The organism is Streptomyces sp. NPDC001407, from assembly GCF_042895325.1.
Taxonomy (GTDB): domain Bacteria; phylum Actinomycetota; class Actinomycetes; order Streptomycetales; family Streptomycetaceae; genus Streptomyces.
Genome location: NZ_JBIAWF010000018.1, coordinates 68,509 through 92,132, shown reverse-complemented (window position 1 = coordinate 92,132; position 23,624 = coordinate 68,509). Strand labels below are relative to the sequence as shown.

The following is a 23,624-nucleotide window of genomic DNA, read 5'->3' as shown; positions in this document are numbered from 1 at the left end:
CCGGGCACGGGTCCGGGGCGGAGCCCCGGCCGCGGCGGAGCCGCGCATCAGATGCTGCGGGAAGGGGCGGGGTAGGGGAACAAAGCCCGCCGCAGGCGGAAACGGCCGCCGCCCCCTTAAGCGTTCAAGACCAACCCCCGCGCCCGATAACTCCCGGCCCCCGCCCGCAGTGCCAGAGATGCCAGCGCCTCCGGCGCCCCCCGCTGCCCCCGGATACCCGGAAAAGCGTTGACGTCGACGATCAACGGACCCTCCGGCACATCGAGAAGGTCGACGCCGTAGACGTCGAGAGCGAAGACCTCACCGGCACGCCGCACCACATCGAGCCAGGCGGTGGGCAGTTCGGCGACGGCGACCGGCTCGGGCCGGCGGGGCGCCGGTGAGGCCAGTTCCGAGCGGCGGACGGCGGCGAAGATCTCGTCGCCGACGACCCACAGCTTGTGGTCCCAGCCGCTGTTCGGGGTGAAGGTCTGGGTCACCACGGGTTCGTCCGGCCACTGTGCGGCCAGGGTCCGCAGTTGTTCCGCGTCGTCCGCCCGCGCCACGAGGTCGTGCCGCCTGCTGTGGCGGCTCTTGACGACCAGGGGGTACGTCAGGCCGTCCCGTGCGGCCAGGCGCGGCAGGGTGGTCGCCGGCGTGGTGGCGGCGAACGGCAGCCCGGCGGCGAGCGCGACCTCGGCCATGGCGGTGCGGTCCTGGCACCGTTCGGTCGCGTCGGCGGAGTTCAGCACGGGGGCACCGTGCTGTTCGAGGTAGCGGGCGAAGGCCAGGGCGCAGGGCGTGCGGCTCTTCAGCAGATAGACGTCGGCCAGCGCCTGGGGAACGCGCGCCGGTGACGGCAGCACGGCGTGCCGGGGGTCGAGCGCCTCCACCTGGTGGCGGGGTGCCAGGAGCGCGGTGGTGGCGGCCAGCAACGGGTGGTCGGGCGCGGGTGTCAGCAGGCAGATCCTCACGCGGCACCGCCCACCGGTGCGGGGGCGGGCAGTTGCGCGGCGGCCGTGGCGTACCGGGAGGTTCCGGCGTCGGCGAGCCGCAGGACGGCCCACGCCACCCGGGCCACGGCGTCCGGCACCTGACGGAAGCTCGGGAAGTCGTTGACGTCGACGATCACCGGCCCGTCGGGGCCGAGCACCACGTCCACCCCGTAGAGGTCGAGGCCGTAGACGGCACCGACCTCGGTGACGATGTCCGCCACTTCGGCGGTGAGCGGCACCCGGCGCTCGCGGGTGGGCTGGTCGGGGTGGAGCGGCGAGCGGCGTTCGGTCGCGTACAACTCGCCGTCCACGCAGTACACCTTGAGGTCGATGCCCGAATTGGGCACGTACGGCTGGGCTATCAGCATGCCGGCGGGTTCGGTGCCGGGGGCGGGCAGCCGGTCCGGGGAGGGCACGAGGCGCACGGCGCGGCCGGAGCTGCCGTCGGCGGGCTTGACCACGAGGGGGTACGCGGCCGCGGGGATCTCGGCGAACTCCTCGGGCCGGGCGGCGGCGTAGGTCACCGGGACGGGCAGGCCGTGGTGTTCGGCCGTCACCGCCGCCAGCGCCTTGTCGCGCACGCCGCGTATGGCGCGGGCGTCGTTGACCGTGGTGAGGCCGACGGTCGCGGCGGCCTCCAGCAGCGTCAGGCCCGGTCCGCCGGAGACGGTCTTGAGCACCCACGCGTCGTGCGCGCCCGCGCGCACCGCCTCGGAGAGCTTGAGGAGGGAACCGCCCGGCCGCAGCACGTCCACCTGGTGCCCCCAGGCGGTCAGTTGGCGGATCACGTCCACCGGCATGCCGTCGCGCCGGTACTGCTCCTCCACCAGGAAGCAGAGTCTCATTGGTGCATCCTCGTAATCCCCGGACGTCCGCCGATCCCGTCCGGCAGAACTGTGACGGCTCAGGATGTCATGGGTGTGCAGGTGAGAACGCCAGGGGCTGTCTCGATTCCGTAGCAACCGGCCGACGCGGCGCGGGGATTTCTCCGGATCCGACCGACTGGTGCGGATGTCGGGTAGTCCGGGCACAGCTCGTCGGCGAGCATCACCGCGGCAAGGCGGACACAGCATGTCGTCGGACGGGTACAGCGCGTACGGAATGTGCCACGAGGCTTGAGCCGCGGCCCGTTCGGGAAAGCTGTAGGGAAAAGAGGCAGCAGCGAGCCATGCCCTGAATCAGAGGGGACGCGAATATCTCGCTGTATCGCACATCGAGAACGAGATGAACGCCGATGGACGACCACACCGATACTTTCCCCGATGCGACGGCGGTCCCTGTCGCCGCCGTCGACGGACGAGGCACCGTCACCCTGTGGAGTCCCCTGGCCCAGCGCCTGCTCGGTTATGCGTCCGACGAGATCGTCGGACGGCCGGCCTCCGGCCTGCTCGCCGCTCCCCTGCCCGCCTCGGCGCGCACGGCGCTGACCAGGGCCGCGCGGTGGAGCGGCAGCCTTGCCGCACGGCACCGGGACGGCAGCACGGTGCGGATTCCGCTCCGTGCGTGCCCCGGTCCGGACGGTGACGGCGGCGTCGGCTGGCTCGTGCTGACGGCTGCCCGGGACGGCCCCGCGAATGCGCCGGAGACCGGTCCGGCCGCCGGCCCGGCGCCACTGAAGGAATGGGCCTATCTCCAGTCCCCCATCGCCACGTCGGTCTACGACGGCGAACTGCGGCTCGTGAGCGTCAATGACGAAATGCTCGGCGTGGCAGGCCGCCCGGAAGCGGAGATGCTCGGACTGCGCCTCGCGGATATCCACCCGGGCCCGCCCTTCGACGAATTCGGCAGAATGATGGCCGATGTGCTGCGCACGGGAAGGCCCGTGCGCACGGACGCCGTCTTCCGGGCGCCCGGTGAGGTGCGGGAGCGCGCCTGGGCGTCGTTCTTCACCCCGCTGAGGGATCCCGCCGGTCAGGTGCGCGGGGTCGCCCTCGCCGCCCTCGACCGCACGGAGGAGCACCGGGCGCGGCAGCGGCTGGCCCTGGTGAACGAGGCGGGGGCGAGGATCGGGACGACCCTGGACGTGGCCCGTACGGCACAGGAGCTGGCGGAGGTCACCGCGGGGCCGTTCGCCGACTTCGTCGCCGTCGACCTGTGCGAGGCGGTGCTCCACGGCGAGGGCGAGGCAGCGCGGGTGGACGGCTCCGTGGCCCTGCGCCGCGTCGCCGCCCGTAGCGTCCTCGGCGAAGGGCCGGGCGCGGACCCGGGCCCGGCCGAAGCGCGCCCGAGCCCGCCGCACTCCCCGCCGGCCCGCGCGCTGGCCTCCGGCAGGCCGTCCCTGCACAGCGGCGACGACCCGGGGATCCAGGCGTGGCTGTCGGACACCTCCGCCGTGCCCGCCGCCGTCCGCGAGCGCGGCGTCGGCTCCGTGCTCGCCGTGCCGCTGAGCGCGCGCGGCACCACGCTGGGCGTGGCCGTCTTCGTGCGCGGCCAGGGCGCCTACGACGGCGACGACATGCTGCTCGCCTCGGAGATCGCGGCACGGGCCGGCGCGTGTGTCGACAACGCGCGGCGGTACGCCCAGGAGCGCGCCGCCGCGCTCACCCTCCAGCGCAGCCTGCTGCCGAGCCGGCTGCCGGACCAGGGGGCGGTGGAGGTCACCTCGCGGTATCTGCCGGCCGACGCCCAGGCGGGCATCGGGGGCGACTGGTTCGATGTCATCCCGCTGTCCGGGGCCCGGGTGGCGCTGGTGGTCGGGGACGTCATCGGCCGTGGCCTCCAGGCGTCCGCTGTGATGGGCCGGCTGCGCGCGGCGGTCCGTACGCTCGCCGACCTCGACCTGCCGCCGGACGAGCTCCTCACCCACCTCGACGACCTGGTCATCCAACTGGCGCAGGGGCAGGAGCCGAAGCCCGCGGCCACCGTGCGGGAGACGGGCGCGACCTGTCTTTACGTGGTCTACGACCCGGTGTCGCGGCGCTGTGCCATGGCGCGGGCGGGGCATCCCGCGCCCGTGATCGTGCTGCCCGACGGCACGGCGAGCTCCGCGCACGTCCCCAGCGGTCCGCCGCTCGGGCTGGGCGGGCTGCCCTTCGAGGCGTTCGAGACGGAGCTGCCGGAGGGCAGCCTCCTCGCGCTCTACACCGACGGGCTCGTCGAGGGCCGCGACCACGTGAGTGACCCCGGGACCGTCAGGCTGCGCGAGGTGCTGACCGCTCCTCCGGCGTCCCTGGAGCAGACCTGTGACGACGTGCTGGACGCGCTGCTGCCGGACCGGACGGTGCGGCCCGCCGACGACGTCGCGCTGCTGCTGGCCCGCACCCGGGCGCTGGACGCCGACCACGTGCACAGCTGGAGCCTGCCCGCGGACCGGGCCACCGTGGCCGACGCCCGCAAGCACGCGTCCGAGCAGCTGACGGCGTGGGGGCTGGAGGAGCTGGGCTTCACGACCGAACTGGTCGTCAGCGAGCTGGTGACCAATGCCATCCGGCACGCGCACGCGCCCATCCGGCTGCGGCTGATCCGTGACGCGTCGTCGCTGATCTGCGAGGTCTCCGACGCCAGCAGCACCTCACCGCGCATGCGCCGGGCCCGGGTCTTCGACGAGGGCGGGCGGGGCCTGCTGCTGGTCGCGCAGCTCACCGACCGCTGGGGCACGCGCTTCACCGCGGACGGCAAGACCATCTGGGCCGAGCAGCCGCTGGCCGCCGCCTGAGCCTCGCCTCCCGGGTACGGGCGGGGACAGGGCCCGCACCCGGGAGACGGCGTGCGGAGGGTCAGCGCATGCGCATGCAGTCGCGCACCAGGTCGAGGTGGTGGGCGACGAAGGGCCGGGCCGCGCGGGCGGCGTCCCGCACCTCGTCGTCCTTCCCCGACTTGACCTCGCCGTCGATGAGCTTCAGCACCGCGACGTGGCCGGTCTCCTGGGCCTTCAGCCACATCTTGTCGTAGTCACGGCTGCCCGCCCGTTTCGCGAGGTCGGCCATCTCCTGTTGCTGTGCGGCCGTGACGTCCTTCGGCAGCGTGACCTTCAGCCGTTTCGCGAGCGCCCGGAGCGACTCGTCCATGCGGGTGTGGTCGCTGACGAGCACCTTCCCGGTCTCCTTGGCGCACCGCATGAGGGCGTGCCGCCCGGCGTCCTTGCCGGCCGCGATCTCCGCCATGTTGCCCTGGTGAGCCGCCGTCAGGAAGGCGTCGTCGTGCTCGCACTCCGTGGCGAGGGCCGTCCCCGCCGATGCCGCCGCCAGGGCGAGGGCCACCACCGCGGTACCGGCCCGGTGTCGCATACGCATCGTTAGCTGCTCCGTTCCTCATGTGCCCACGGCGCCCCTCGGCACCGTGGGCCGGGTTCTGGCCGGGGCGTACGGACCGACGCCCCTTCGGAGTTGATGACTGCCCCGGGCCGCGGTCACGCCACCCGCGGGGCCTTCGCAGTCCGTCCCAATGGAGCAGCGGGCCGTCAGGAGCAGGTGGAGCGGTCCGGCGGCAGCCTGCCGTCCAGCAGGAACGCGTCGATGCGCTCGTTGACGCAGGTGGCGTCCTGGGTGCCGTAGACGCTGTGGCCGCCGCCGGTGTCGGTCATGGTCACCGCGGAGCCGACCGCGGCCGCCATCTTGGGCAGCCACTGGACGGGGGTGGCGGGGTCGTATTCGGTGGTGTGCATGAGGATCTTGGGGGCGCCGTCGGCGCGTACGTCGTGCGAGGTGTCGTCCCCGGCCTGGGGCCAGCCGGTGCAGGCGGCCATGCCCGCGGCCATGAAGGGGCCGAAGACGGGCGAGGCGCGGACGAATTCGTCGTAGGCGGCGACGACCTGCCGGGCGCTGTAACGGCCGGAGGTGTCGGCGCAGTTGATGGCGGTCATGGCCTCCTCCACCTTGCCGTGGAGGCCGTTCTCCCGCTTGCCGCCCGCCCCGTCGGCCGCCGCCCGGCCCAGTGCCGCCGCCTCGCCGGGGTGGATGTGGTAGATGATGGCGGCCAGCAGGTTGGGGGTCTCGGGCAGGCTCTCCCGGGAGCGCAGCAGGCCCATGGTCTCCTCGATGGCACCTTCCCGGTCGAGCTTCCGGCCGCCGGGCCAGTCGATCGGCTGGTCGTCGAGGTCGTCGAAGGCGCGGGCGACGTTGGCCATGGCCTTGTCGGTGTCGGAGCCGAGCGCGCAGTCCTCCTCGCCCCGGCTGGTGCACGTCTCGACGGCGTGGCGCAGCGCCCGCTGGTAGGCGGCCGTCTGGGCGAGGGTGGAGTCCTTGAGGTTGGGAGCGGGCTCGTCGACGCCGTCCATGACCATGCGCCCGACCTTCGAGGGGAAGCGGTGGGCGTAGACGGCTCCGAGCTTGGTGCCGTAGGAGAAGCCGAGGTAGTTGAGCTTCTCCTCGCCGAGTGCGGCGCGGAGCACGTCGAGGTCCCGGGCGGTGTTGACGGTGCCGACGTACGGGATGATGTCGCCGGCCGTCCGTTTGCACCGCTGGAGCGCCTTCTCCTGCGCGGCGATGAAGTCGGCCATCCCGCCGGGGCCCGAGAGGTCCGGGCCGGGCGGGGGCTCGGCTTCGGCCATGGCTCCCCCGCCGCCGCACAGCACGGGGGAGCTGGCGCCGACGCCGCGGGGGTCGAAGGTGACCAGGTCGTAGCGCGTGCCGGCCTTGCTGAAGCCGTCGGGGCCGTATTCCTTGAGCTGTCTGAGCCCCGATTCCCCCGGGCCGCCGAAGTTCAGGACGAGCGAGCCGCCGCGCTCGTCCTGGTTCTTGGTGCGGAAGCGCATCAGCGCGAGGCTGATCTCGCCCTTGTGGGGGTCGGCGTAGGTGTACGGGACCTTGAGCCGGCCGCACTCGGCCGAGGCGTCGGCCTTCTCGGTCTCCTCCTTGACCGCCTTGTCCGTCTCCCGTGAGCATGCCTTCCAGGTGATCCGCTGCTCGTAGTAGGCCGAGAGGTCCGGCTCCCCGGAGGCCTTGCCGGAGGAGGCCGTGCAGGCCGCCAGCCCGGGGGCGAGCAGGGCGGCGGCCGCGAGGGGTGCCGCCATCCTGGCGGCGCGCGGGAGGCGGGTCGAGCACGGGGGCCGGCGTACGGACGTCATGTCAGGGACGGTATTTCGCGGGCCGACGACCGGCTTTCTGGAAGGGGCGTCCGAGTGACATCGTCGGCGTGCCGCCGCGGAGGCCAGACGCGGGGGTCAGCCGTGGAGCGCCCGTTCCAGGGCCGTGAACGCACCGTCCAGATACTCCCGCTGACTGTCGATGATGTCGTCCGCGCGCTCGCCCGCGAGCAGGCGCGCGGCGGCGGTGACGTACGCCGCGCGGTAGGCGGCGACGGTGAGGGTGGCGACGAGGCGGGGGCGGGGGTCGCCGGGCGGGGCGCCGGTCGTCGTGGCGACGGCCTCGGTGAGCGCGTTCTCCAGTTCCTCGACGCCTTCGCGGGCGCGGGCGCGCAGGGCGGGAGAGTCCAGGACGATCCGCCAGAACGCCGGGTAGCGGTCGCCGACGGCGGCCAGCGGGTGGCGCCGGTCGAGGAGTTCGCACAGCAGCCGGTGCACGGCGCCGATGGGCGTCTCGTCCTGGCGGCGGTCACGGACGGCCCGGGTGAAGAGCTCGACGGCTTCCGGGATGCGGTCCAGGAAGAGGTCCTCCTTGCGGGGGAAGTAGTTGAAGACCGTCATCGTGGAGACCTCGGCCGCCTTGGCGACCTCGGCGACGGTCACGTTGTCGAAGCCGCGTTCGGTGATCAGCGCGGTGGCCACGTCGGAGATGCGCTGCCGCGTCCGGCGCTTCTTGCGTTCGCGCAGGCCGAGGGCCTGGTTCTCGCCGTCCTCGGCCGTGGGGTCCTCACTCATGGAAAAAATAGTACCCACCAAAAACTTTTAGCGACTACAGTTTTATCCATGGACTACGACGTGGTGGTGGCAGGAGCCGGCCCCGTGGGGCTGATGCTGGCGTGCGAGCTGCGGCTCGCGGGGGTGGACGTGCTCGTCGTCGAGCGGCTCACCGAGGTGGACACGACGATCAAGGCGGGGGCGATCAACTCACCGACCGCGGAAGCCTTCTACCGGCGCGGGCTGCTGCCCGCGCTGAGGGAGATCCAGGAGAAGAGCCTGAGCGGCGTCACCTCCTTCGTCCGGCAGCGGGTGGCCGCCGGGGACGGTCCGCCCGCGCGGGCGCCGCGGTTCGCCGGGCACTTCGCGGGCATCATGCTGAGCGCGGACCTCCTGGACGAGGCCGATCCCGACCTCGCCGCCGCGGGTCCGGCGGGCGAGGTCGGCCTCGTCCCCCAGGAAGCACTGGAGCGGCTGCTCGGCCGGCACGCCGCGGAGCTCGGCGTCGAGGTGCGCCGCGGCGCGGAGCTCACCGGACTCGACGCGGCCGACGACCACGTGGCCGTGCGGCTCGGCGGCGAGACGGTCCGCGCGGGCTGGCTCGTGGGCTGCGACGGCGGCCGCAGCACGGTCCGCAAGCTCGCCGGCTTCGACTTCCCCGGCACGGACCCCGGGATCACCGGCCACCAGGCGATCGTCGAGATGGAGGGCGCCGAGCGGCTGGGGGCCGGCTGGAACTGGACCCCCAACGGGACCTACGCGCACGGCCCGTTCCCCGGCCGCATCCTCACCGTCGAGTTCGACGGCCCCCCGGCGGATCGCGACGCCCCCGTCACCGCCGGGGAGTTGCAGGCGAGCCTGCGGGCGGTGTCCGGGGTGGACGACGTCACCGTCACCCGTGTGCACTCCGCCACCCGCTTCACCGACAACGCCCGCCAGGTGAGCGACTACCGCAAGGGCCGCGTCCTGCTCGCGGGCGACGCGGCGCACGTCCACTCGCCGTTCGGCGGCCAGGGGCTCAACCTCGGGATCGGCGACGCGGTGAACCTCGGCTGGAAGCTGGCCGCCACGATCCGGGGGCGGGCGCCCGAGGGACTGCTCGACACCTATACCTCCGAGCGGCACCCCATCGGGGCCTGGGTGCTCCAGTGGACGCGGGCCCAGGTCGCGCTGATGCGGCCGGAGTCGCACGCGAGCGCCCTGCGCGACGTGGTCACGGAGCTGACCGGCACCTCCGACGCCACCACGTACTTCGTCAAGAAGATCTCCGGGGTGTGGCAGCGCTACGCCGTCCCCGGCGACCACCCGCTGGTCGGGCGCAGCGCGCCGGACCTGGAACTCGCGGACGGCAGCCGCCTGGCGGACCATCTGCACGACGGTCGGGGCGTCCTGCTGGACCTGGTGGGGTCGCAGGCGCTGCGGGCCAGGGCCGAGGGCTTCGTCCCCGTCGTCACGGCGCGCTCCTCGTCAGGGCTCGGCGGGCTGCTGGTACGGCCGGACGGGATCGTCGCGTGGGCGGCGGACGACGGGGCGGAGGCGACGGACGCTCTCGATGCCGCGCTGGCGCGGTGGTTCCTCCCCCACGCGGGCGCGGCGGCGTGCCTCGCTCCGGCCGCCGCGGGCCCGTCCGGCGGCTGAGGGGCCCGGTCACGGTGCCGGGGCGGCCTCGTGGTCGTGCTCGCACTCGGGCAGCGTCAGGACCGTCACCGCGCCGCCGTCCGCCGCGTTCGCGAACGTCAGGCGCGCCTCGATGATCCTCGCCTGGCCGACCGCGATGGTCAGCCCCAGGCCGTGCCCCTTGCCGCCGGAGCCCGTCGGCTCCGTGCGGAACCGCTGCGGGCCGTGTTCGAGCAGATAGCAGGGGTAGCCCTCGCCGTGGTCGCGAACGGTGATCACGGGGCCGTCCACGGTGAGGGTGACGGGCGGGCGCCCGTGCCTGTGCGCGTTGGCGAGCAGATTGCCGAGGACCCTCTCCAGGCGGCGGCGGTCGGTCACCACGCAGGCGTCGCGCACGACACGCACCTCGGCGTCGAGACCGGAGGCCCGTACGGTCCGCTCGGCCAGCCGGCCCAGCTGGTGCTCGTCGAAGTCGGCCTGTTCCGTGAGGGAGTCCAGCCGGGAGATCTCCAGCAGGTCCTCGGTGAGCCGGCGCAGCGCCTGCACCCGGTCGCGCACGAGCTCGGTGGGGCGGCCGGGCGGCAGCAGGTCGGCGGACGCCTGGAGGCCGGCGAGGGGGGTGCGCAGCTCGTGGGCCACGTCGGCGGTGAACCGCTGTTCGCTCTGGAGCCGCCCCTGGAGGGTGCCCGCCATCGCGTCGAGCGCCGCCGATACGGCGGCCACCTCGTCCTGCGGCTTGGAGGGGTCGGTGGTGCGCGGGTCGGCCACCCGCGCGTCGAGGTCGCCCGCGCTGATGCGCCGCGCCACGTCGGCGGTGCGGTGCAGCCTGCGGGTGACCCGCGATACGGCGAAGACGCCGACGAGCAGGGTCCCGCCGATGGCCAGGGTCGAGGAACCGATGATGGCGCGGTCGAGGCCCTCGATGGTGGCGGCGCTGTGGCGGTAGTCGAGCCGGCTGGCGAGGACCCCGCCGGCGGCGGGGGTGGCGGCCCACATCGTGGCGACGCCGTGGTCGTCGCCGAGGGCGGTGCCCCGGCGGCCGCGCAGCGCCAACTCCCGTAGCCCCGTCGGGAGTTCCGCAGGGTTGAGCGACGCCTGGTGATGCATGGGGTCGCCGACGGAATAGGCGCGGGCGGCGGAGTCGAGCCGCTGGAGCGCCTCGACGCGGGCCTGGTGGACGGTCTGCCGGGTGACGATGACGTGCACCAGGATGCCGAGGACCGCGGCGACGACACAGCACATGACGGCGAGGAAGAGCGTGAACTTCCCGTAGAGCGAGCCGAAGCGGGAGATCCTGGGCAGCCGTGGCGCGCGGAGGCCGGCCGTCATCGCCGGGTCTCCGTCGGGCGCGGGGCGGTGGTGGCCTCGACGCGGCGGATCTCGTCGCTCTTGAGCTCCATGTAATGCCGGTGGGAGTCCCAGGAGTAGACCGAGCGCACGGCGTAGTGCGGGGTGTCGGACGGCTCCCAGACGATCACGTCCCGGCCGGCCACCTCGATGGACGAGGGCCGCACGACGGTGGACATGACGCGGGTCAGCTCGCCCTTGTCGAGGGTGTAGCAGCGCAGCCCCAGGAGGTGGTCGCTCATCTCGATGCCGATGATCAGGTCGTCGTGCCCGTCGCCCGTGAGGTCCCGGTGGACGGGGGTGCGGATGGGGCAGTTCCGCTCCGCCCCGGAGCAGGAGCCGATCCTGGCGGCGGTCTCCTCGTCCAGGCCGTCGGCGCCGGTGACGTCGTTCCGGTGGGCGGCGACCTCGGCCTTGACCACGGCGTAGGGGTCCACCTTCCGGATGTCCCCGGAGGGTACGGCAGGGATGCCCGGGACGCGCGAGGCGGTGACGTCGTCGCGCTGCTCACCCGTCGGGGTGGGGGCCGGGGTCCGGTCGGGCCAGAGCTGGGCGGGGGCGGCGACGGGTGCCGTCGTACCGGCGGCGAGCGGCTCCCCCGCGACCTGGCACCCGGTCCCCGCGGCCGCCAGGGCCATGAGCGCGAGCGCCCACAGGGGTCGCCTCAAGCGCGTGCGTCGGGGGCGGGCGGCTGCGGTCACTGCTGGGTCCATCGTCGTGGGGCGTGCGTCTGCGGTCACCACGATGTTATGCGAGTGCCGCGCGAGGCGGCCGTGGCGGGCCGGAGGCCGGGCCGCCCCGGCCCGCCCGGCCCACGGCCCACGATCAGCGGTTGCGGCGTTTGGCGATCGTCGTCAGGACCACGGGAAGCAGCAGTTCCAGCGCGCGGGCGACCGTCGCGGGCGGCAGCCCGGTCTTCTTGGCCACGGCGTTCGCCACCGGCCCGCTGAGCTTGGCGAGGACGCCGGACATCAGACCGCCGCCACCCAGCCCGGCCAGGCCCTGCGCCCCCGCGGTCAGCTCCTCGGGCAGCTCGGCGACCGTGGCCTCCACGACCTTCCTGGCCGCGTCGGTGTCCGTGCCGAGCTCACCGGCAAGCTCCTCGATCCGGTCGTCGCCGAGCTCCTTGAGTACGTCCTTCTGCAACGAGTCATCGCCCATGCTCACGACCTTAACGGCGGGCGCCGGTCCCCGTCCGCAAGATCGCGGAACGGTCACCCCGGGAGGCCGGACACTGGGGAACTCACCAAACACAAGATCCTTAAGCGGGCCGCCGGGGGCATTCACCAGATCGGGCGGAAGTACGACTTCCCGATCTATCCGGCACGGCCCCTCGAACTAGCGTGGTTCACCATGTCACAGCCCTTCGAACTCCCCGCCTTCTACATGCCGTACCCCGCCCGCCTCAACCCTCATCTGGAGGGTGCCCGCGTCCACTCCAAGGCGTGGGCCCGCGGGATGCGGATGATCGAGGGCTCCGGAATCTGGGACGAGTCGGACTTCGACTCCCACGACTACGCGCTGCTGTGTGCCTACACCCACCCCGACGCCTCCGGCCCGGAGCTCGACCTGATCACCGACTGGTACGTCTGGGTGTTCTTCTTCGACGACCACTTCCTCGACATCTTCAAGCGCACCCACGACATGCCCGGCGCGAAGGCGTACCTCGACCGTCTGCCGGCCTTCATGCCCATCCACCCGGGGGACGCCACCGAGACCCCCACCAACCAGGTCGAGGCGGGGCTCGCGGACCTCTGGGCGCGTACGGTCCCGGTGATGTCGGAGGACTGGCGGCGGCGCTTCAAGGAGAGCACCCGCCACCTGTTGGAGGAGTCGCTGTGGGAGCTCTCCAACATCAACGAGGGCCGGGTGTCCAACCCCGTCGAATACATCGAGATGCGCCGCAAGGTGGGCGGCGCGCCCTGGTCGGCGCATCTCGTGGAGCACGCGGCGGGCGCCGAGGTCCCGGCCGTCGTCGCGGCGTCCCGGCCCATGCGTGTCCTGAAGGACACGTTCGCCGACGGTGTGCACCTGCGCAACGACATCTTCTCGTATCAGCGGGAGACCCAGGACGAGGGGGAACTGGCCAACGCGATCCTGGTCCTGGAGAAGTTCCTGGGCTGCGACACGCAGGAGGCCGCCGACGCCGTCAACGACCTGCTCACCTCCCGGCTCCAGCAGTTCGAGCACACCGCGCTCACCGAGGTCGGGCCCCTGCTCCTGGAGCACGGCCTCGGGCCCAAGGCCTGGGCCGATGTGTTCGCTTACGTCAAGGGGCTCCAGGACTGGCAGTCCGGCGGGCACGAGTGGCACATGCGCTCCAGCCGCTACATGAACAAGACGGCGGGGGCCGGGCTGTTGACCGGGCCCTCGGGCCTCGGCACCTCGGCGGCCCGGCTGGTGCCGTCGCTGGTCGCGTCGGTGCCGGCCCGGCTCAGGAGCTTCACGCACGTGCCGTTCCAGAAGGTCGGCCCGCTGCCGCACCCGGACTTCGCCATGCCGTACGAGCTCCGGCTGAGCCCCCATCTGGACGGCGCCCGGCGGCACAACGTCGAGTGGAGCCGCAGCACGGGGATCCTGGAACCCGTGCCCGGACTGCCCGGTTCCGACATCTGGGACGAGGCCCGGCTCAAGGACATCGACCTGCCCCTGTGCGCGGCCGGCATCCACCCGGACGCGACACCCGAGGAGCTGGACCTGGCCTCGGACTGGCTCACCTGGGGCACGTACGCGGACGACTACTACCCGGCCGCGTTCGGACGCACCCCGGACATGACCGCGGCGAAGGCATGCCACGAACGGCTCCTCCTGCTCATGCCGCTGGACCTCACCGCGATGCCCGCGCCGCTGACCCCGCTGGAACGGGGTCTTGCCGACCTGTGGCAGCGCACGGCGGGCCCGATGGGGCCCGACGACCGCCGGACGTTCCGGGCAGGCGTCACCACCATGCTGGAGAGCTGGCTGTGGGAGCTGGCCAACCAGAAGCAGAACCGCATCCCCGAGCCCGTCGACTACATCGAGATGCGGCGCAAGACCTTCGGCTCCGACCTCACGATGAGTCTCTGCCGGATCGGCCACGGCGACTCGGTGCCACCGGAGATCTACGACACCCGGCCCGTGCGGGCCCTGGAGGCCGCGGCCGCCGACTACGCCTGCCTGATGAACGACATCTTCTCCTACCAGAAGGAGATCGAGTTCGAGGGCGAGGTGCACAACGCCGTCCTCGTGGTGCAGAACTTCTTCGACTGCGGGATCACCGAGGCGCTCGGCATCGTCGGCGATCTGCTGGTGTCCCGGATGCGCGAGTTCCAGCACGTCGTCGCCGTCCAACTGCCTTCTCTCTTCGAGGACTTCGGCCTGGACGAGGAGGCCCGCACGGCGCTGAACGCGTACGCGGACGAGCTCAAGAACTGGATGTCGGGCATCCTCAACTGGCACCAGGGGTGTTTCCGCTACGCGGAGAAGGACCTGCTGCGCCATCACTCGAAGCCGATGACGCCCGCGCCGCTCATGGCACCGAGCGGGCTGGGCACCTCCGCGGCGCGGCTGGCCCCGCCGGTGGGGGTCGGGTGACTCTCAGCCGCCGGACGGGCCGTCCGCGCCCGTCCGGCGGCGTTCGCGGTGCGCCCGGACCCGGCCGCGGCTGGCGCACGCGGGTGAAGGACACCAGCGACGGCGGCCGGTGGGGTTCGCGAAGACGCCACGACAGTCCGACTCGGGGCAGATCGCCAGCGCCTGCCGGCCGGGGCCCGTCAAGTGGTCCACCGCCTGGCGCGCCACCCGCCCCAGCGCCGCCACCGCCGTCGGCGGCGACTGCCTCGTGAGCCGTTCCCCCGCCACCAGGCGCACGTGGTCGGGCGTCGCGTCGAGGAAGCGGGTGAGTTCATCGGTCACGTCGGCCGGTGGCGGCTCTTCGGCGACCACCGCGAGGGCGAGCGCCCGCAGCGTCTCCCGCAGCGCCTGCGCCTGCCGCACATCCGCCATCGAAGGCGGCCGCGTCGGCGACAGTTCGCTGCGGTCGAGCCACTCCCCCAGCCGCTCGGGGGTGGCGATGCGCTCGACGGGGTCCGCGCCGAAACAGCGGCCGCGGGTCGCGAGCAGATTGAGCCAGGTGGCACCGCAGTCGAAGCGGAGGACCTGCCGGTCGTCGTCCTTCACCGTCGCATCGTAACGCTTCACCCGTTACAGTGATCTTGTAACGGGTGAAGCGTTACACGCGAGGAACGGCGAGCGGGAGGAAACGACATGGAGCTGCGGGAAACACGATCCGGCCGGGTGGGCGCCGCATGACCGCCGCCGTCCGTACCGTGCTCGGCGACCTCCCCGCCGGGGAGCTCGGGGTGTGCGACGCCCACGACCACCTCTTCCTCCGCAGCCCGCTGCTGCCCGGTCAGGAGCTGGACGACCGGGACGCGGCGGCCGCCGAGCTGCGGGCGTTCCGGGAGCTCGGCGGAGGCACGGTCGTGCAGTGGACGCCTCGCGGGATGGGGCGGCGGCGCGCCGAACTGCCCGGCCTCGCCCGGGAGACCGGGGTGCGCATCGTCGCCGCGACGGGGCTGCACCAGGCCGCGCACTACGAGCCGGGCGTGCTGGAGCGGATCGGTGCCGGGCTCGCGGAGGCGTTCGTCGCGGACCTGACGACCGCGCCGGTGCGGGCGGGGCTCATCAAGGTGGCCGGTGGCTTCCACGGGCTCGACGCCCATGCCCGGCTGACCATGGCCGCCGCGGCGAAGGCCCATCACGCCACCGGCGCCACCGTCGCGGTGCACCTGGAGCTGGGCACCGGCGCCCTGGACGTACTCGACCTGCTCTGCGGCGAGTTCGAGGTGCCGCCGGGGAAGGTGGTGCTCGGCCATCTGGGCCGCTGCCCCGACACGCGCACGCACCTCCGCGCCGCGCGGGCCGGTGCGTTCCTGGCGTTCGACGGGCCGTCGCGCGCCCACCACGCCACGGACTGGCGGCTCTTCGACGCGCTCGCCGCCCTCGCGGAGGCCGGGCACGCGGACCGGGTCCTGCTCGGCGGGGACACCACGACCGCGGCCGCCCGGGGCGGGCCGGGCATGCCGTACCTCCTGCGCACGCTGCGGCCCGCGCTGGCCGAGGAGTTGGGCGAAGACTTCGTCACCAGCGTCTTCGTCGACAATCCGGCGCGCGCGTTCGCCGCCGAGTGGCTCGGCTGAACGCGCACGCGGACAGCGAAAGGGGGGGCGAGGCTTTCGCCCCGCCCCCCCTTCGCCGGTGCTGCCTACTGCCGGGCGTCCACGACCGCCCGGAGCTTGCCGCTCATCGGGGTGCGGTCGAGGTCGGCGCCGTCCACCGTCTCCACCGTGAGGTCGAGCAGCCGCTCGTCCACGGCCGAGCGGAGCTCGGGGTAGTCGGCGAGGAAGGCGTCGCGCGCCGCCTGCGCGGGCACGTCGCCCGCGCGCTCCATGCGGACGGTGAGCGCCTCCCGGGGACCGCCGTTGGCCAGCACGATCTGGAGCTCACCGCTGTAGTGCAGGCGCTCCTCCGCGATGGCCACGAAGCGGCGGTAGTTGAGGAAGTACGTCGCCACGCGCATCACGTCACCGAGCCGCCCGAGGAGCTCGAACCTCGGGGCGTGGCTGCCGCAGGGGCAGCGGCCGGGGAGCATGCGGCCGAGGTCGCCTATGACGTAGCGGCCGAGGTCCTGGCCGCGCCGGGCGTGGGTGGTGAAGACCAGCCGGCCGGTCTCCCCCGGCTCCACCGGGCGGTCGGCGTCGACGTCGACGACCTCCAGGGTGTGGAGGTCGGCATGCAGGTGGTGGACGCTGCCGCCGCTCTCGGTGCACTGGTAGCCCAGCGGGCCCAGGTCGGTGCTGCCGTAGGTGATGGAGTGGATGACCTCGATGCCGAACGTCTCGGTGAGGGTGCGGCGCTGTTCGGCGGTGAAGTGCTCGCCACCGTAGAAGATCTTGCGGATGCCGCCGTAGGAGCGCAGCAGGTCCGCTTCCTCGTGGAGCAGCTGCCACAGGTAGGAGGGCATCCCGAAGAGGGTGTCCGCGCGGTGGGCGACGATCGTCTCGGCGGTCGCCCGGTGGTCGGTGCCCGCGGCCATGGGCAGTTGGACGCCGCCCAGCCGCTCCAGGATGGAGAAGAAGCTGATGAAGCTGCCGTACATCCCGCCGCAGTAGAAGAGGTTGGCCGTGCGGTCGCGGGCCGGGTCGTAGCCCGCGGCGAGCAGGCCGCGGGCGGCGGCGTGCATCTGGGTGTCGTAGTCGTCGTAGCTGAAGAGGGACAGCGCGGGGGTGCCGGAGCTGCCGCCGCTGCGGAAGTACAGCTCGGCGTCGCGCGGGTCGACGTGCTGGTTGAGCTCCTGGACGTCGGCCTTGTCGCGCAGCGGCCCGGAGGGCGGCGGGAGGACGACGGGCCGGGCGAGGTCGTCGAGGCAGGCGGTGGTGGCGAAGCGCTCGTCGGCCTGGACGGCGACGCGGCGGCTGTAGCGCTGGAGGGCGTAGACGCCGTCGTGGGGTTCGCCGGAGTAGCCCGCCGTCATGGCGCCGATGGGCGTGACGCGGGTGGCGCCCGCGGCCAGGACCGTGCCGGACAGCTCCGCGATGTCCGTCCGGCTGCCCGCGATGCCCGCGGTCTGGAGATAGCGGCGCATGGGGCGCAGGGTGGGGATGATCCGCTTGCGGGGCAGCGGCTTGATCCACACGCTGCGGTGCAGCGGGGAGGCGGTGAGGACGGGGCGGGTGTCGGCCAGGACGCGCCAGGTGCCGTCGGGTGCGGTCAGGACGCGGGTCAGGCCGAGGTGTTCCTCAAGGCGGGCGATCAGCTCCGTGGTGGTGAGCTCGGCCTCCTCGGCCGCGTCGAGCGGCTCGCCGGCGGGGGCGGGCATCGCGGCCAGGGCCTGGGCGAAGCGGTCGGCGAAGGCGAAGACCTCGTCGGCGTCCTCGGTGTCGAGGTAGACGACCTGGGGGCTGGAACACGCCTGCTGTTCGAAGAGGCAGACGTCGGCGGCGAGCGCGGCGAGGGTGGCCGGATCCTGCCACGCGTCGCGGGTGAGGTAAGCGAAGGAGATCTTGTGTCCCCACTCCACCAGGCGGCAGCCGGGCGGCACATGGGCGGCCACGCCCTCGACCGCGGCCTCGCCGCCCCAGACGGCGACGGCGTCGGCGGGCGCGCACATCAGGCGCAGCCAGTCCTGCCGGGAGGAGGAGAAGCGCAGCACGATGACGCGGTCGGCGAGGGCGCCGGTCGGGTCGAGGGCGGCGAGTTCGGCGAGCAGGTGCTGGGCGAGGAGGGTGTCGCCGCTGCTGGTCTTGAGGATGTTGACGTTGCCGGCGAGGAGGCCCTCGACGAGGCTGAGCGGGGCGACGCTGGCGGCGTTGCCGGGCGCGATGTGGGCGACGAGGCCGACGGGTGCCCAGGCTTCGTAGACGGTCTCCTTCGCGTCGGGGCGGCCGAGCCGCTGGGGTGCGGTGGAGCCGAGTTCGCGGCGCAGCTTGCGGGTGAGGGCGTCGCGGCCGAGGAAGGCGGCGAGTTCGGCGAGGAGGCCGGCGTCCTCGCCGTCGGGGAGGTGCGCGGCGAGGCGTACGGAGACGGGGTGGGCGGGGTCGGCCAGGGCCGTGGCCAGCCGGTCGCAGGCGGCGAGGACCGTCTCGGTGTCGAGCGGCGCGGCGAGCGCGGCCTCGACGGCGGCGGGCAGGCCGGCCAGGCGGCGCTCGGCCTCGTCGTCACCGATGAAGGCGCCCTGCCAGTAGTGGTGGTTCATGGTGTCGGTCATGACATTCCCTTCATCAGTTCGGCGGCGGCGACGGCACAGCTGCGGTTGCGGCTCACCCCGGCCCGGCCGTGGACGGTGAACCAGTCGGTGGCGAGCTCGCAGCCGCACTCGCCGCCGGGCCGGACGGAGGCGAGGTCGCCCATGAGGACGCTCTGGGCCGGCACGGAGGTGATGTACGGCGAGACGAGGTGCAGATAGCCCGGCTCGCCGTAGGGCAGCGCGTCGAGCGTGCGGGTGGACCGGGCGGAGATCCGGGACCACACGGGCGCGTGCAGGTTGTGGTGGTCGCACTCGATGTAGGGGATGCAGTGCTCGACGGAGCCGAAGGTGTCCCGGATCCGCTCGGAGGGGATGCCCAGTTGCTCGGTGACGCGGCTGTAGAGCTCGTCCTTGCCGATCCGCTGGTCCGCGTGGCCCTTCCAGCCGCCGCCGAGGACCACGAGGGAGCCCTCGGGGAGGGTCAGGGGCGGCAGGCCCATGGCGCGCATCCGCTCCAGGGTGAACCAGAGGAACGCGGGGAAGCCGAGGATCCGTACGGGCGCGTCCTCCTCCGCGAAGCGGCGCAGGGCGGCGACGCAGCCGAAGGGGTCGAACTCGTGGCCGTTGCCGGTGTTGCGCAGGGCGTACTCGACCTGGCGTGCGGGCGCGAAGTCGCAGAGGTAGTTGTCGGTGAAGGAGGTGCCCAGCTTGAGGTCGCGGGCGGGTTCGTAGCTGTAGAGGAGGTAGTTGACGTCCTGCTCGGGGGTGATCCAGCCGTTGCGGTCGAAGATGCGGGCGACCATGCGCTGGGCGGAGCGGATCGTCCACCGGTCGAAGAACATCTGGGACTTCTGGCCGGTGGTGCCGGAGGAGGTGAGGTGCAGGTCCACGTCGTCCCGGGGGATGGACAGGATCTCGTGGCGCTTGAAGAAGTTGGCGTGCACCAGGGGCGCGCGGTACGGCTCGGTGGGCGCGGTGGCCTCGTACAGCTTCCGGAAGAACGGCGACCGGTCGGTGTGCCAGGCGTTGATCTCGGCCATGGCGGCGGTGAACAGCGCGTCCTCGGCGGGGCCGGTCGCATAGGGGTCGGTCAGGTCGCACAGTTCCTGGACCCGGGGCAGCAGCCGCGGGTCGGGAACGTCGATCGGGGCGAGATGGGGGTTCACGGGGCTCATGAGGCAACCTCGGTTACGGTCACGGCGGGCAGGTAGGTCGACGCCCAGGCCGAGACGTAGGAGTCCAGGTAGGGCTGGAGGGGTTCGTCGACCACGACGCCGCGGAAGTCGATGTGTTCGGTGGTCCGGGTCAGCACGACGTAGTCGTGGAAGCCGTCGTCCTCGGGGCGCATCGCGGGATAGAGGGCGCTCGGGATGAAGCCCTGGGCCAGGAAGGCCGACAGCGCGCCGTGGTGGGCGAGCGGCACCAGGGCCTCGACGTAGCCCGCGCCCGCGCGGGTGAGGGCCCGGGTGATCGGTTCGAGGTGTCCGGCGGCGGCCGCCGGGTCCGGGTGGCCCGCGACCAGGGCGCAGTATTTGCCGGTGCGGTTGAGGTAGGCGTACACCTCGAAGTCGCCGTCGTCGGGCACCAGCAGCACGTTCGGGGTGTGCAGGGGGTAGAACCACTGGGCGGCGTCGGGGAACTGGTCGTGGAATCGGCGGCGCACGAAGGCCGGGGCCTCGATCATCTCCAGCCGCACGTCCGACGTCGTGACCGGCGCGGGGACGGGTTCGGTGGCCCGGGTGTCCGCGTAGCTGATGCCGAGGCTGTGCTCGACGTTGCGCAGGAGCGGCAGCAGGGGTGCCGGCACCTCGTCGACGGGGATCCGCCGGTCCAGCACGCCAGGAGAGTGACGCGCGTAGAGCGCGAGGCTCTCCCGGCAGTTCAGGTCGACCGCGTTGGGCAGGATGCCCATCGGCCGGAAGCCGTTGCGCGAGACGACGCGCTGGGGGCCGGCGCTGACGGTGCGGACCGTGGCGTAGACCGAGTCGAGGCGGCCGGTGCCGAGAATCCGGGCGCACAGTTCCTCGGTGAGCGCCCCGGCGAGGCCCGAGCCGCGCTGGTCGGGGTGGACGGCGAGCCCTTCGAGGCGGCCGAGGCGGCTGCCGGGCTCGCTGTGGATGGCGGCCGACCCGGCGATCCCTCCCATGGTGGTGCGGGCCACCAGCCAGAGGGTGTACGGGTCCTCGATGAGCCGGGACATCACGGCCGGGTCGGTGCCCAGGGCCGTGGGGTAGTGCGGCCCGTAGACGGCGTAGTAGAGCTGGCGGAGCTCGGCTATGTCGGCGGGCGTGGCCTGCTCGATGGTGACGCTCACCGGGCCGCTCCCACGGCTTCCGGCTCGGCCGCCGCGGGCGCGCTCTCCGCCACCGGGGCGCTCTCGCGCAGCAGGGCCAGCGCGCAGGCGGCGGGCACCAGTCCGGCCGCCTGGATCAGACAGAGCGTCTGCGGGGACAGCTGGTCGCCGAGCGCGCCGAAGAGCAGGGAGGCGACGGGGAAGGTCGCGCCGAGCACGGCCTGCATCACAGCGAAGAAGGCGGGCTTGTCGCTCGCGGGGACGAGGCGCTGGAAGAGCGCCACGAAGCGGACGCCGATCACGCCGACGCACCAGCCGGCCACGGCCAGGCAGCCCGCGATGACGGGCCGTTCGCCGACGATGCCGGGGAGGCCGAGGGCGAGGGCCATCGCGGCCAGGCACAGCGAGCCGACGACGGTGGGCCGGCCCGGCACCCGGGCGCCGGTGAACGAGCCGATCAGCGTGCCCGTGCCGAGCGATGCCTCCAGCAGGGCGACGGTGCCGCCGCCGCCGTGGAGCACGCCCTTGGTGTAGAGCGGGATGACCACGAAGACGGCGGTGGTGAAGAGGTTGGCGGCGGTGAAGCTGATGAGGATCTTGCGGACGAAGGGCAGGCCGGACAGGACCTGACGCAGCGTCCGCCGCTCCTCGCCGCCCGCGCCCTCCCCGGCGTCGGCGGCCGCGGTGCGGAAGCGCACGGTCGCGATGAGCACGGCGGCCGTCACATAGGCGGCCGCGCAGCCGACGGCGAGTCCGGCCACTCCGGCGCGGTCGACGATCAGGGCGCCGAGCAGCGCCCCGCCGAGGCTCGCCAGCGACTGGGTGGACAGCTCGAAGCCGGTGGCCGCCTCGATGTCCTCGTCGTCGACGAGTTCGGGCACGGAGGTGGTCAGGCACGGGTCGAAGAACGCCTGGCAGGTGGCCAGGGCGAGGGTCGCGGCGTACGCGGCCGCGAGCGGCAGGTCGCTCGCGTACGCCCAGCCGGCCAGCGCCGTCGCGACAACGCCCGCGGCACCGGCGGCGGTTCGCAGCAGGGTGCGGTGGGCGACGCGCGCGATGGCGCGGGCGACGACGGGGGCCAGGGCCACGGCCGGCAGGGTGCTGACCGCCATGAACAGCCCGGACGCGAGGCCGTTGCCGCCGCTGACGGCGTAGGCGACGAGCCACCAGGAGACGCCGACCTGGAACATCCGGACGGCGGCCTGGGTCAGCACCTGGCCGAGCCAGACGGCGCCGAAGGCGCGGTTGCGCAGGACGAGCGGGAGTCTGCGGGGCCGCTCCACTGTCGGGGCGGTCATGCGGTCGGCCTCTCGTCGATGACGCGGATGAGCTTGCCGGAGCGGGAGTTGACCACGAGGTCGCGGTTGCGGACCCACTCCACCTCCATCGGGTGGACGAAACCGGCGCGCATGCTGTCGGGGTAGAGCGGGCGTGCCGTGCACAGCGCCTCGACGACCTCCTTGGCGAGGACGTCCAGCCCGGCCGGGTCCTCGTCGCCGGGGGCGGTGGCCAGGCGCAGGACGAGCCCGTCGCGGCCGTCCCAGCGGCGCACCACGAGCTGCATGCCGACGATGCGGCCCTCGGTGTCCGCCTCGGTGACGGCGTCCTGCGCGTCCTGCGAGTACAGCGACACCGGTCCGACGCGTACGCCTTCCTCGGCGCGGCCGAGGATGCGGAAGTGGCCCTCGGTGTCCGTCCACTCCGCGCGGTCACCGGCGGGGTAGCGGATGATCGGCATGAGGGTGCGGAAGAGGCTGGTCACGACGACGCGTCCGGGGCGGCCCGGCTCGGTGATCGGCTCCCCGGTCGTCTCGTCGAGGATCTCGACGACGGAGTGCGGGGTGAAGGCGCGGTGGACGCGCGCGTCGGGACCGGGTACGGGGCAGCCGAGCAGGCCGGCGTCGACGCTGGCGTAACCGAGCGAGCGCGCCTCGGCGTTGGGGAAGGCGGCGGCGAGCAGGCGCCGCTGGTCGTCGAAGAGCGCCTCGCCGCCGAAGAACAGCAGCTCCACGTCGGGCAGTTGCTCGCCCTGGGCGACCAGGTGCTCGGCGAGGCGGCAGAGCGTGGTGGGAGTGCCCGCGACGACCTGCGCGGCGAAGTCGCGGAGGGTGGGGACCGTCGACTCCAGCGGCGCGGCGCCGCCGATGGGCAGGCGCACGTTCTCCACGGGCGCGTGGGAGAGGGAGTCGAGGATGAAGAGGAAACTGGCGTACAGCTCACCGGCGTAGAACAGGTCCGCCACGCGGTGGCCGGGCTTCAGCCCGGCGTCGACGAGCCCCGCGCCGAACGCGGTGACGAACTCCCGCCATTCCTCCCGGGTGTAGCAGGAGAACTTGGGCGCGCCGGTGGTGCCGCCCGTCTTGTAGACGGACGCCTCGGTGAGCGGTGCGGTGAGCACGCGATTGTCGTGGAGTGTGTTGGCAGCCCAGAATTCCCCCTGGTCCACGACGGGCAGGGCCGCGAGGCAATCCACATCGGGCGGCAGGGACGCGTAGAGATTCGCGTAGAACGGGGAGTGTTCACGGGCGTGACGTATGAGGTCCGGAAGCTGATGGACGGGCATGCGGCCTTTGCCTAGTGACGAGAAAGAAAAGAGGAGTGTTCCTCAGTGGGGCGGGAAGCAGTGCACCGCCGCCACCAATTGAAAGCTGAACGAGATATGTCCCCCACACACTCGCGTCGCTTGCGCATCACAACTGACGCACGATCACAATAATGGAACACGGCAGAACGTACCGCAAAATCGGCGACGCCCCGGACGTCGGGATTGGCCGGAAACGGGCGGTGCCCGCTACGACCGCAATCGCAGAAGGATGGCACGATTTGCCCGCTCAGAACAAACGCCCGGTATGCCGAGGATTGCGGCGGTCCGCCCCTCATCTCGCCGCCGACTCACGAGTTGTCGTCGCACACGGCGCTGTGTGAACCGTC

The 23,624-nt window shown here is 72.9% G+C and carries 18 protein-coding genes; 4 read left to right on the top strand and 14 right to left on the bottom strand.

Annotation, left to right across the window (positions count from 1 at the left end; translation table 11 throughout):
• Positions 1–116: 116 nt before the first annotated feature.
• Together ACFY1P_RS23905 and ACFY1P_RS23900 are read right to left on the bottom strand one after the other, a co-directional pair.
• On the bottom strand, positions 117–953 hold the full coding sequence (locus ACFY1P_RS23905) for an alpha-L-glutamate ligase (protein WP_361524654.1): 837 nt from the start codon (positions 951–953) through the stop codon (positions 117–119).
• Positions 950–1,819: a hypothetical protein gene (locus ACFY1P_RS23900; RefSeq protein WP_361524651.1), complete on the bottom strand. Its 870-nt coding sequence runs from the start codon at positions 1,817–1,819 to the stop codon at positions 950–952. The genes ACFY1P_RS23905 and ACFY1P_RS23900 overlap by 4 nt, the downstream gene beginning before the upstream one ends.
• Before the next feature lie 389 nt (positions 1,820–2,208).
• Between ACFY1P_RS23900 and ACFY1P_RS23895 the strand changes: the two genes are divergently transcribed.
• A complete protein-coding gene (locus ACFY1P_RS23895; protein ID WP_361524648.1) occupies positions 2,209–4,629 on the top strand; it encodes a SpoIIE family protein phosphatase in 2,421 nt (806 codons plus the stop codon).
• Positions 4,630–4,690: 61 nt separating this feature from the next.
• Here the strand turns inward: ACFY1P_RS23895 and ACFY1P_RS23890 are convergent, their stop codons facing one another.
• The 3 genes from ACFY1P_RS23890 to ACFY1P_RS23880 form a co-directional block, all read right to left on the bottom strand.
• Complete coding sequence (locus ACFY1P_RS23890; protein WP_390751826.1) at positions 4,691–5,206, bottom strand: DUF4142 domain-containing protein; 516 nt, start codon at positions 5,204–5,206, stop codon at positions 4,691–4,693.
• A 167-nt stretch (positions 5,207–5,373) separates the two neighbouring features.
• On the bottom strand, positions 5,374–6,978 hold the full coding sequence (locus tag ACFY1P_RS23885; RefSeq protein ID WP_390751825.1) for an alpha/beta hydrolase: 1,605 nt from the start codon (positions 6,976–6,978) through the stop codon (positions 5,374–5,376).
• 96 nt (positions 6,979–7,074) lie between these two features.
• On the bottom strand, positions 7,075–7,731 hold the full coding sequence (locus ACFY1P_RS23880; RefSeq protein ID WP_361524640.1) for a TetR family transcriptional regulator: 657 nt from the start codon (positions 7,729–7,731) through the stop codon (positions 7,075–7,077).
• Between the two features lie 48 nt (positions 7,732–7,779).
• Between ACFY1P_RS23880 and ACFY1P_RS23875 the strand changes: the two genes are divergently transcribed.
• Entirely contained in the window at positions 7,780–9,348 is a 1,569-nt protein-coding gene (locus tag ACFY1P_RS23875) for an FAD-dependent monooxygenase (protein WP_390751824.1), read from the top strand.
• A gap of 9 nt (positions 9,349–9,357) precedes the next feature.
• Here the strand turns inward: ACFY1P_RS23875 and ACFY1P_RS23870 are convergent, their stop codons facing one another.
• The 3 genes from ACFY1P_RS23870 to ACFY1P_RS23860 all read right to left on the bottom strand — a co-directional run bounded on the left by ACFY1P_RS23870 (position 9,358) and on the right by ACFY1P_RS23860 (position 11,835).
• Entirely contained in the window at positions 9,358–10,656 is a 1,299-nt protein-coding gene (locus ACFY1P_RS23870) for an ATP-binding protein (protein WP_390751823.1), read from the bottom strand.
• Positions 10,653–11,342, bottom strand: coding sequence for a hypothetical protein (locus ACFY1P_RS23865; RefSeq protein ID WP_361524632.1), 690 nt, complete (start codon positions 11,340–11,342; stop codon positions 10,653–10,655). Before ACFY1P_RS23865 ends, ACFY1P_RS23870 begins: the two co-directional genes overlap by 4 nt.
• 157 nt (positions 11,343–11,499) lie before the next feature.
• Entirely contained in the window at positions 11,500–11,835 is a 336-nt protein-coding gene (locus ACFY1P_RS23860; protein ID WP_361524629.1) for a DUF937 domain-containing protein, read from the bottom strand.
• A 192-nt stretch (positions 11,836–12,027) separates the two neighbouring features.
• On the opposite strand from ACFY1P_RS23860, the gene ACFY1P_RS23855 reads away from it, so the two are divergent.
• A complete protein-coding gene (locus ACFY1P_RS23855; RefSeq protein ID WP_390751822.1) occupies positions 12,028–14,247 on the top strand; it encodes a family 2 encapsulin nanocompartment cargo protein terpene cyclase in 2,220 nt (739 codons plus the stop codon).
• A gap of 3 nt (positions 14,248–14,250) precedes the next feature.
• On the opposite strand, the gene ACFY1P_RS23850 is transcribed toward ACFY1P_RS23855, so the two are convergent.
• Positions 14,251–14,832 carry a CGNR zinc finger domain-containing protein gene (locus ACFY1P_RS23850; RefSeq protein WP_390751821.1) on the bottom strand — a complete coding sequence of 194 codons (582 nt, stop codon included), beginning with the start codon at positions 14,830–14,832 and terminating at the stop codon, positions 14,251–14,253.
• Between the two features lie 128 nt (positions 14,833–14,960).
• Here ACFY1P_RS23850 and ACFY1P_RS23845 point away from each other — a divergent pair, with 128 nt between their 5' ends.
• Positions 14,961–15,854 (top strand): phosphotriesterase, encoded by an 894-nt coding sequence (locus ACFY1P_RS23845; RefSeq protein WP_361524622.1) that lies wholly within the window; start codon positions 14,961–14,963, stop codon positions 15,852–15,854.
• A gap of 65 nt (positions 15,855–15,919) precedes the next feature.
• Here ACFY1P_RS23845 and ACFY1P_RS23840 read toward each other — a convergent pair whose 3' ends face one another.
• The 5 genes from ACFY1P_RS23840 to ACFY1P_RS23820 are packed head-to-tail and all read right to left on the bottom strand — an operon-like array spanning position 15,920 to position 23,256.
• Entirely contained in the window at positions 15,920–18,421 is a 2,502-nt protein-coding gene (locus tag ACFY1P_RS23840; RefSeq protein WP_390751820.1) for an acyl-CoA reductase, read from the bottom strand.
• Complete coding sequence (locus ACFY1P_RS23835; protein WP_390751819.1) at positions 18,418–19,575, bottom strand: acyl-protein synthase; 1,158 nt, start codon at positions 19,573–19,575, stop codon at positions 18,418–18,420. The genes ACFY1P_RS23840 and ACFY1P_RS23835 overlap by 4 nt, the downstream gene beginning before the upstream one ends.
• Complete coding sequence (locus ACFY1P_RS23830) at positions 19,572–20,714, bottom strand: GNAT family N-acetyltransferase (RefSeq protein ID WP_390751818.1); 1,143 nt, start codon at positions 20,712–20,714, stop codon at positions 19,572–19,574. Before ACFY1P_RS23830 ends, ACFY1P_RS23835 begins: the two co-directional genes overlap by 4 nt.
• Positions 20,711–21,991: an MFS transporter gene (locus tag ACFY1P_RS23825; protein WP_390751817.1), complete on the bottom strand. Its 1,281-nt coding sequence runs from the start codon at positions 21,989–21,991 to the stop codon at positions 20,711–20,713. The genes ACFY1P_RS23830 and ACFY1P_RS23825 overlap by 4 nt, the downstream gene beginning before the upstream one ends.
• Positions 21,988–23,256 carry a phenylacetate--CoA ligase family protein gene (locus ACFY1P_RS23820; protein WP_361524607.1) on the bottom strand — a complete coding sequence of 423 codons (1,269 nt, stop codon included), beginning with the start codon at positions 23,254–23,256 and terminating at the stop codon, positions 21,988–21,990. Before ACFY1P_RS23820 ends, ACFY1P_RS23825 begins: the two co-directional genes overlap by 4 nt.
• Positions 23,257–23,624 lie beyond the last annotated feature (368 nt).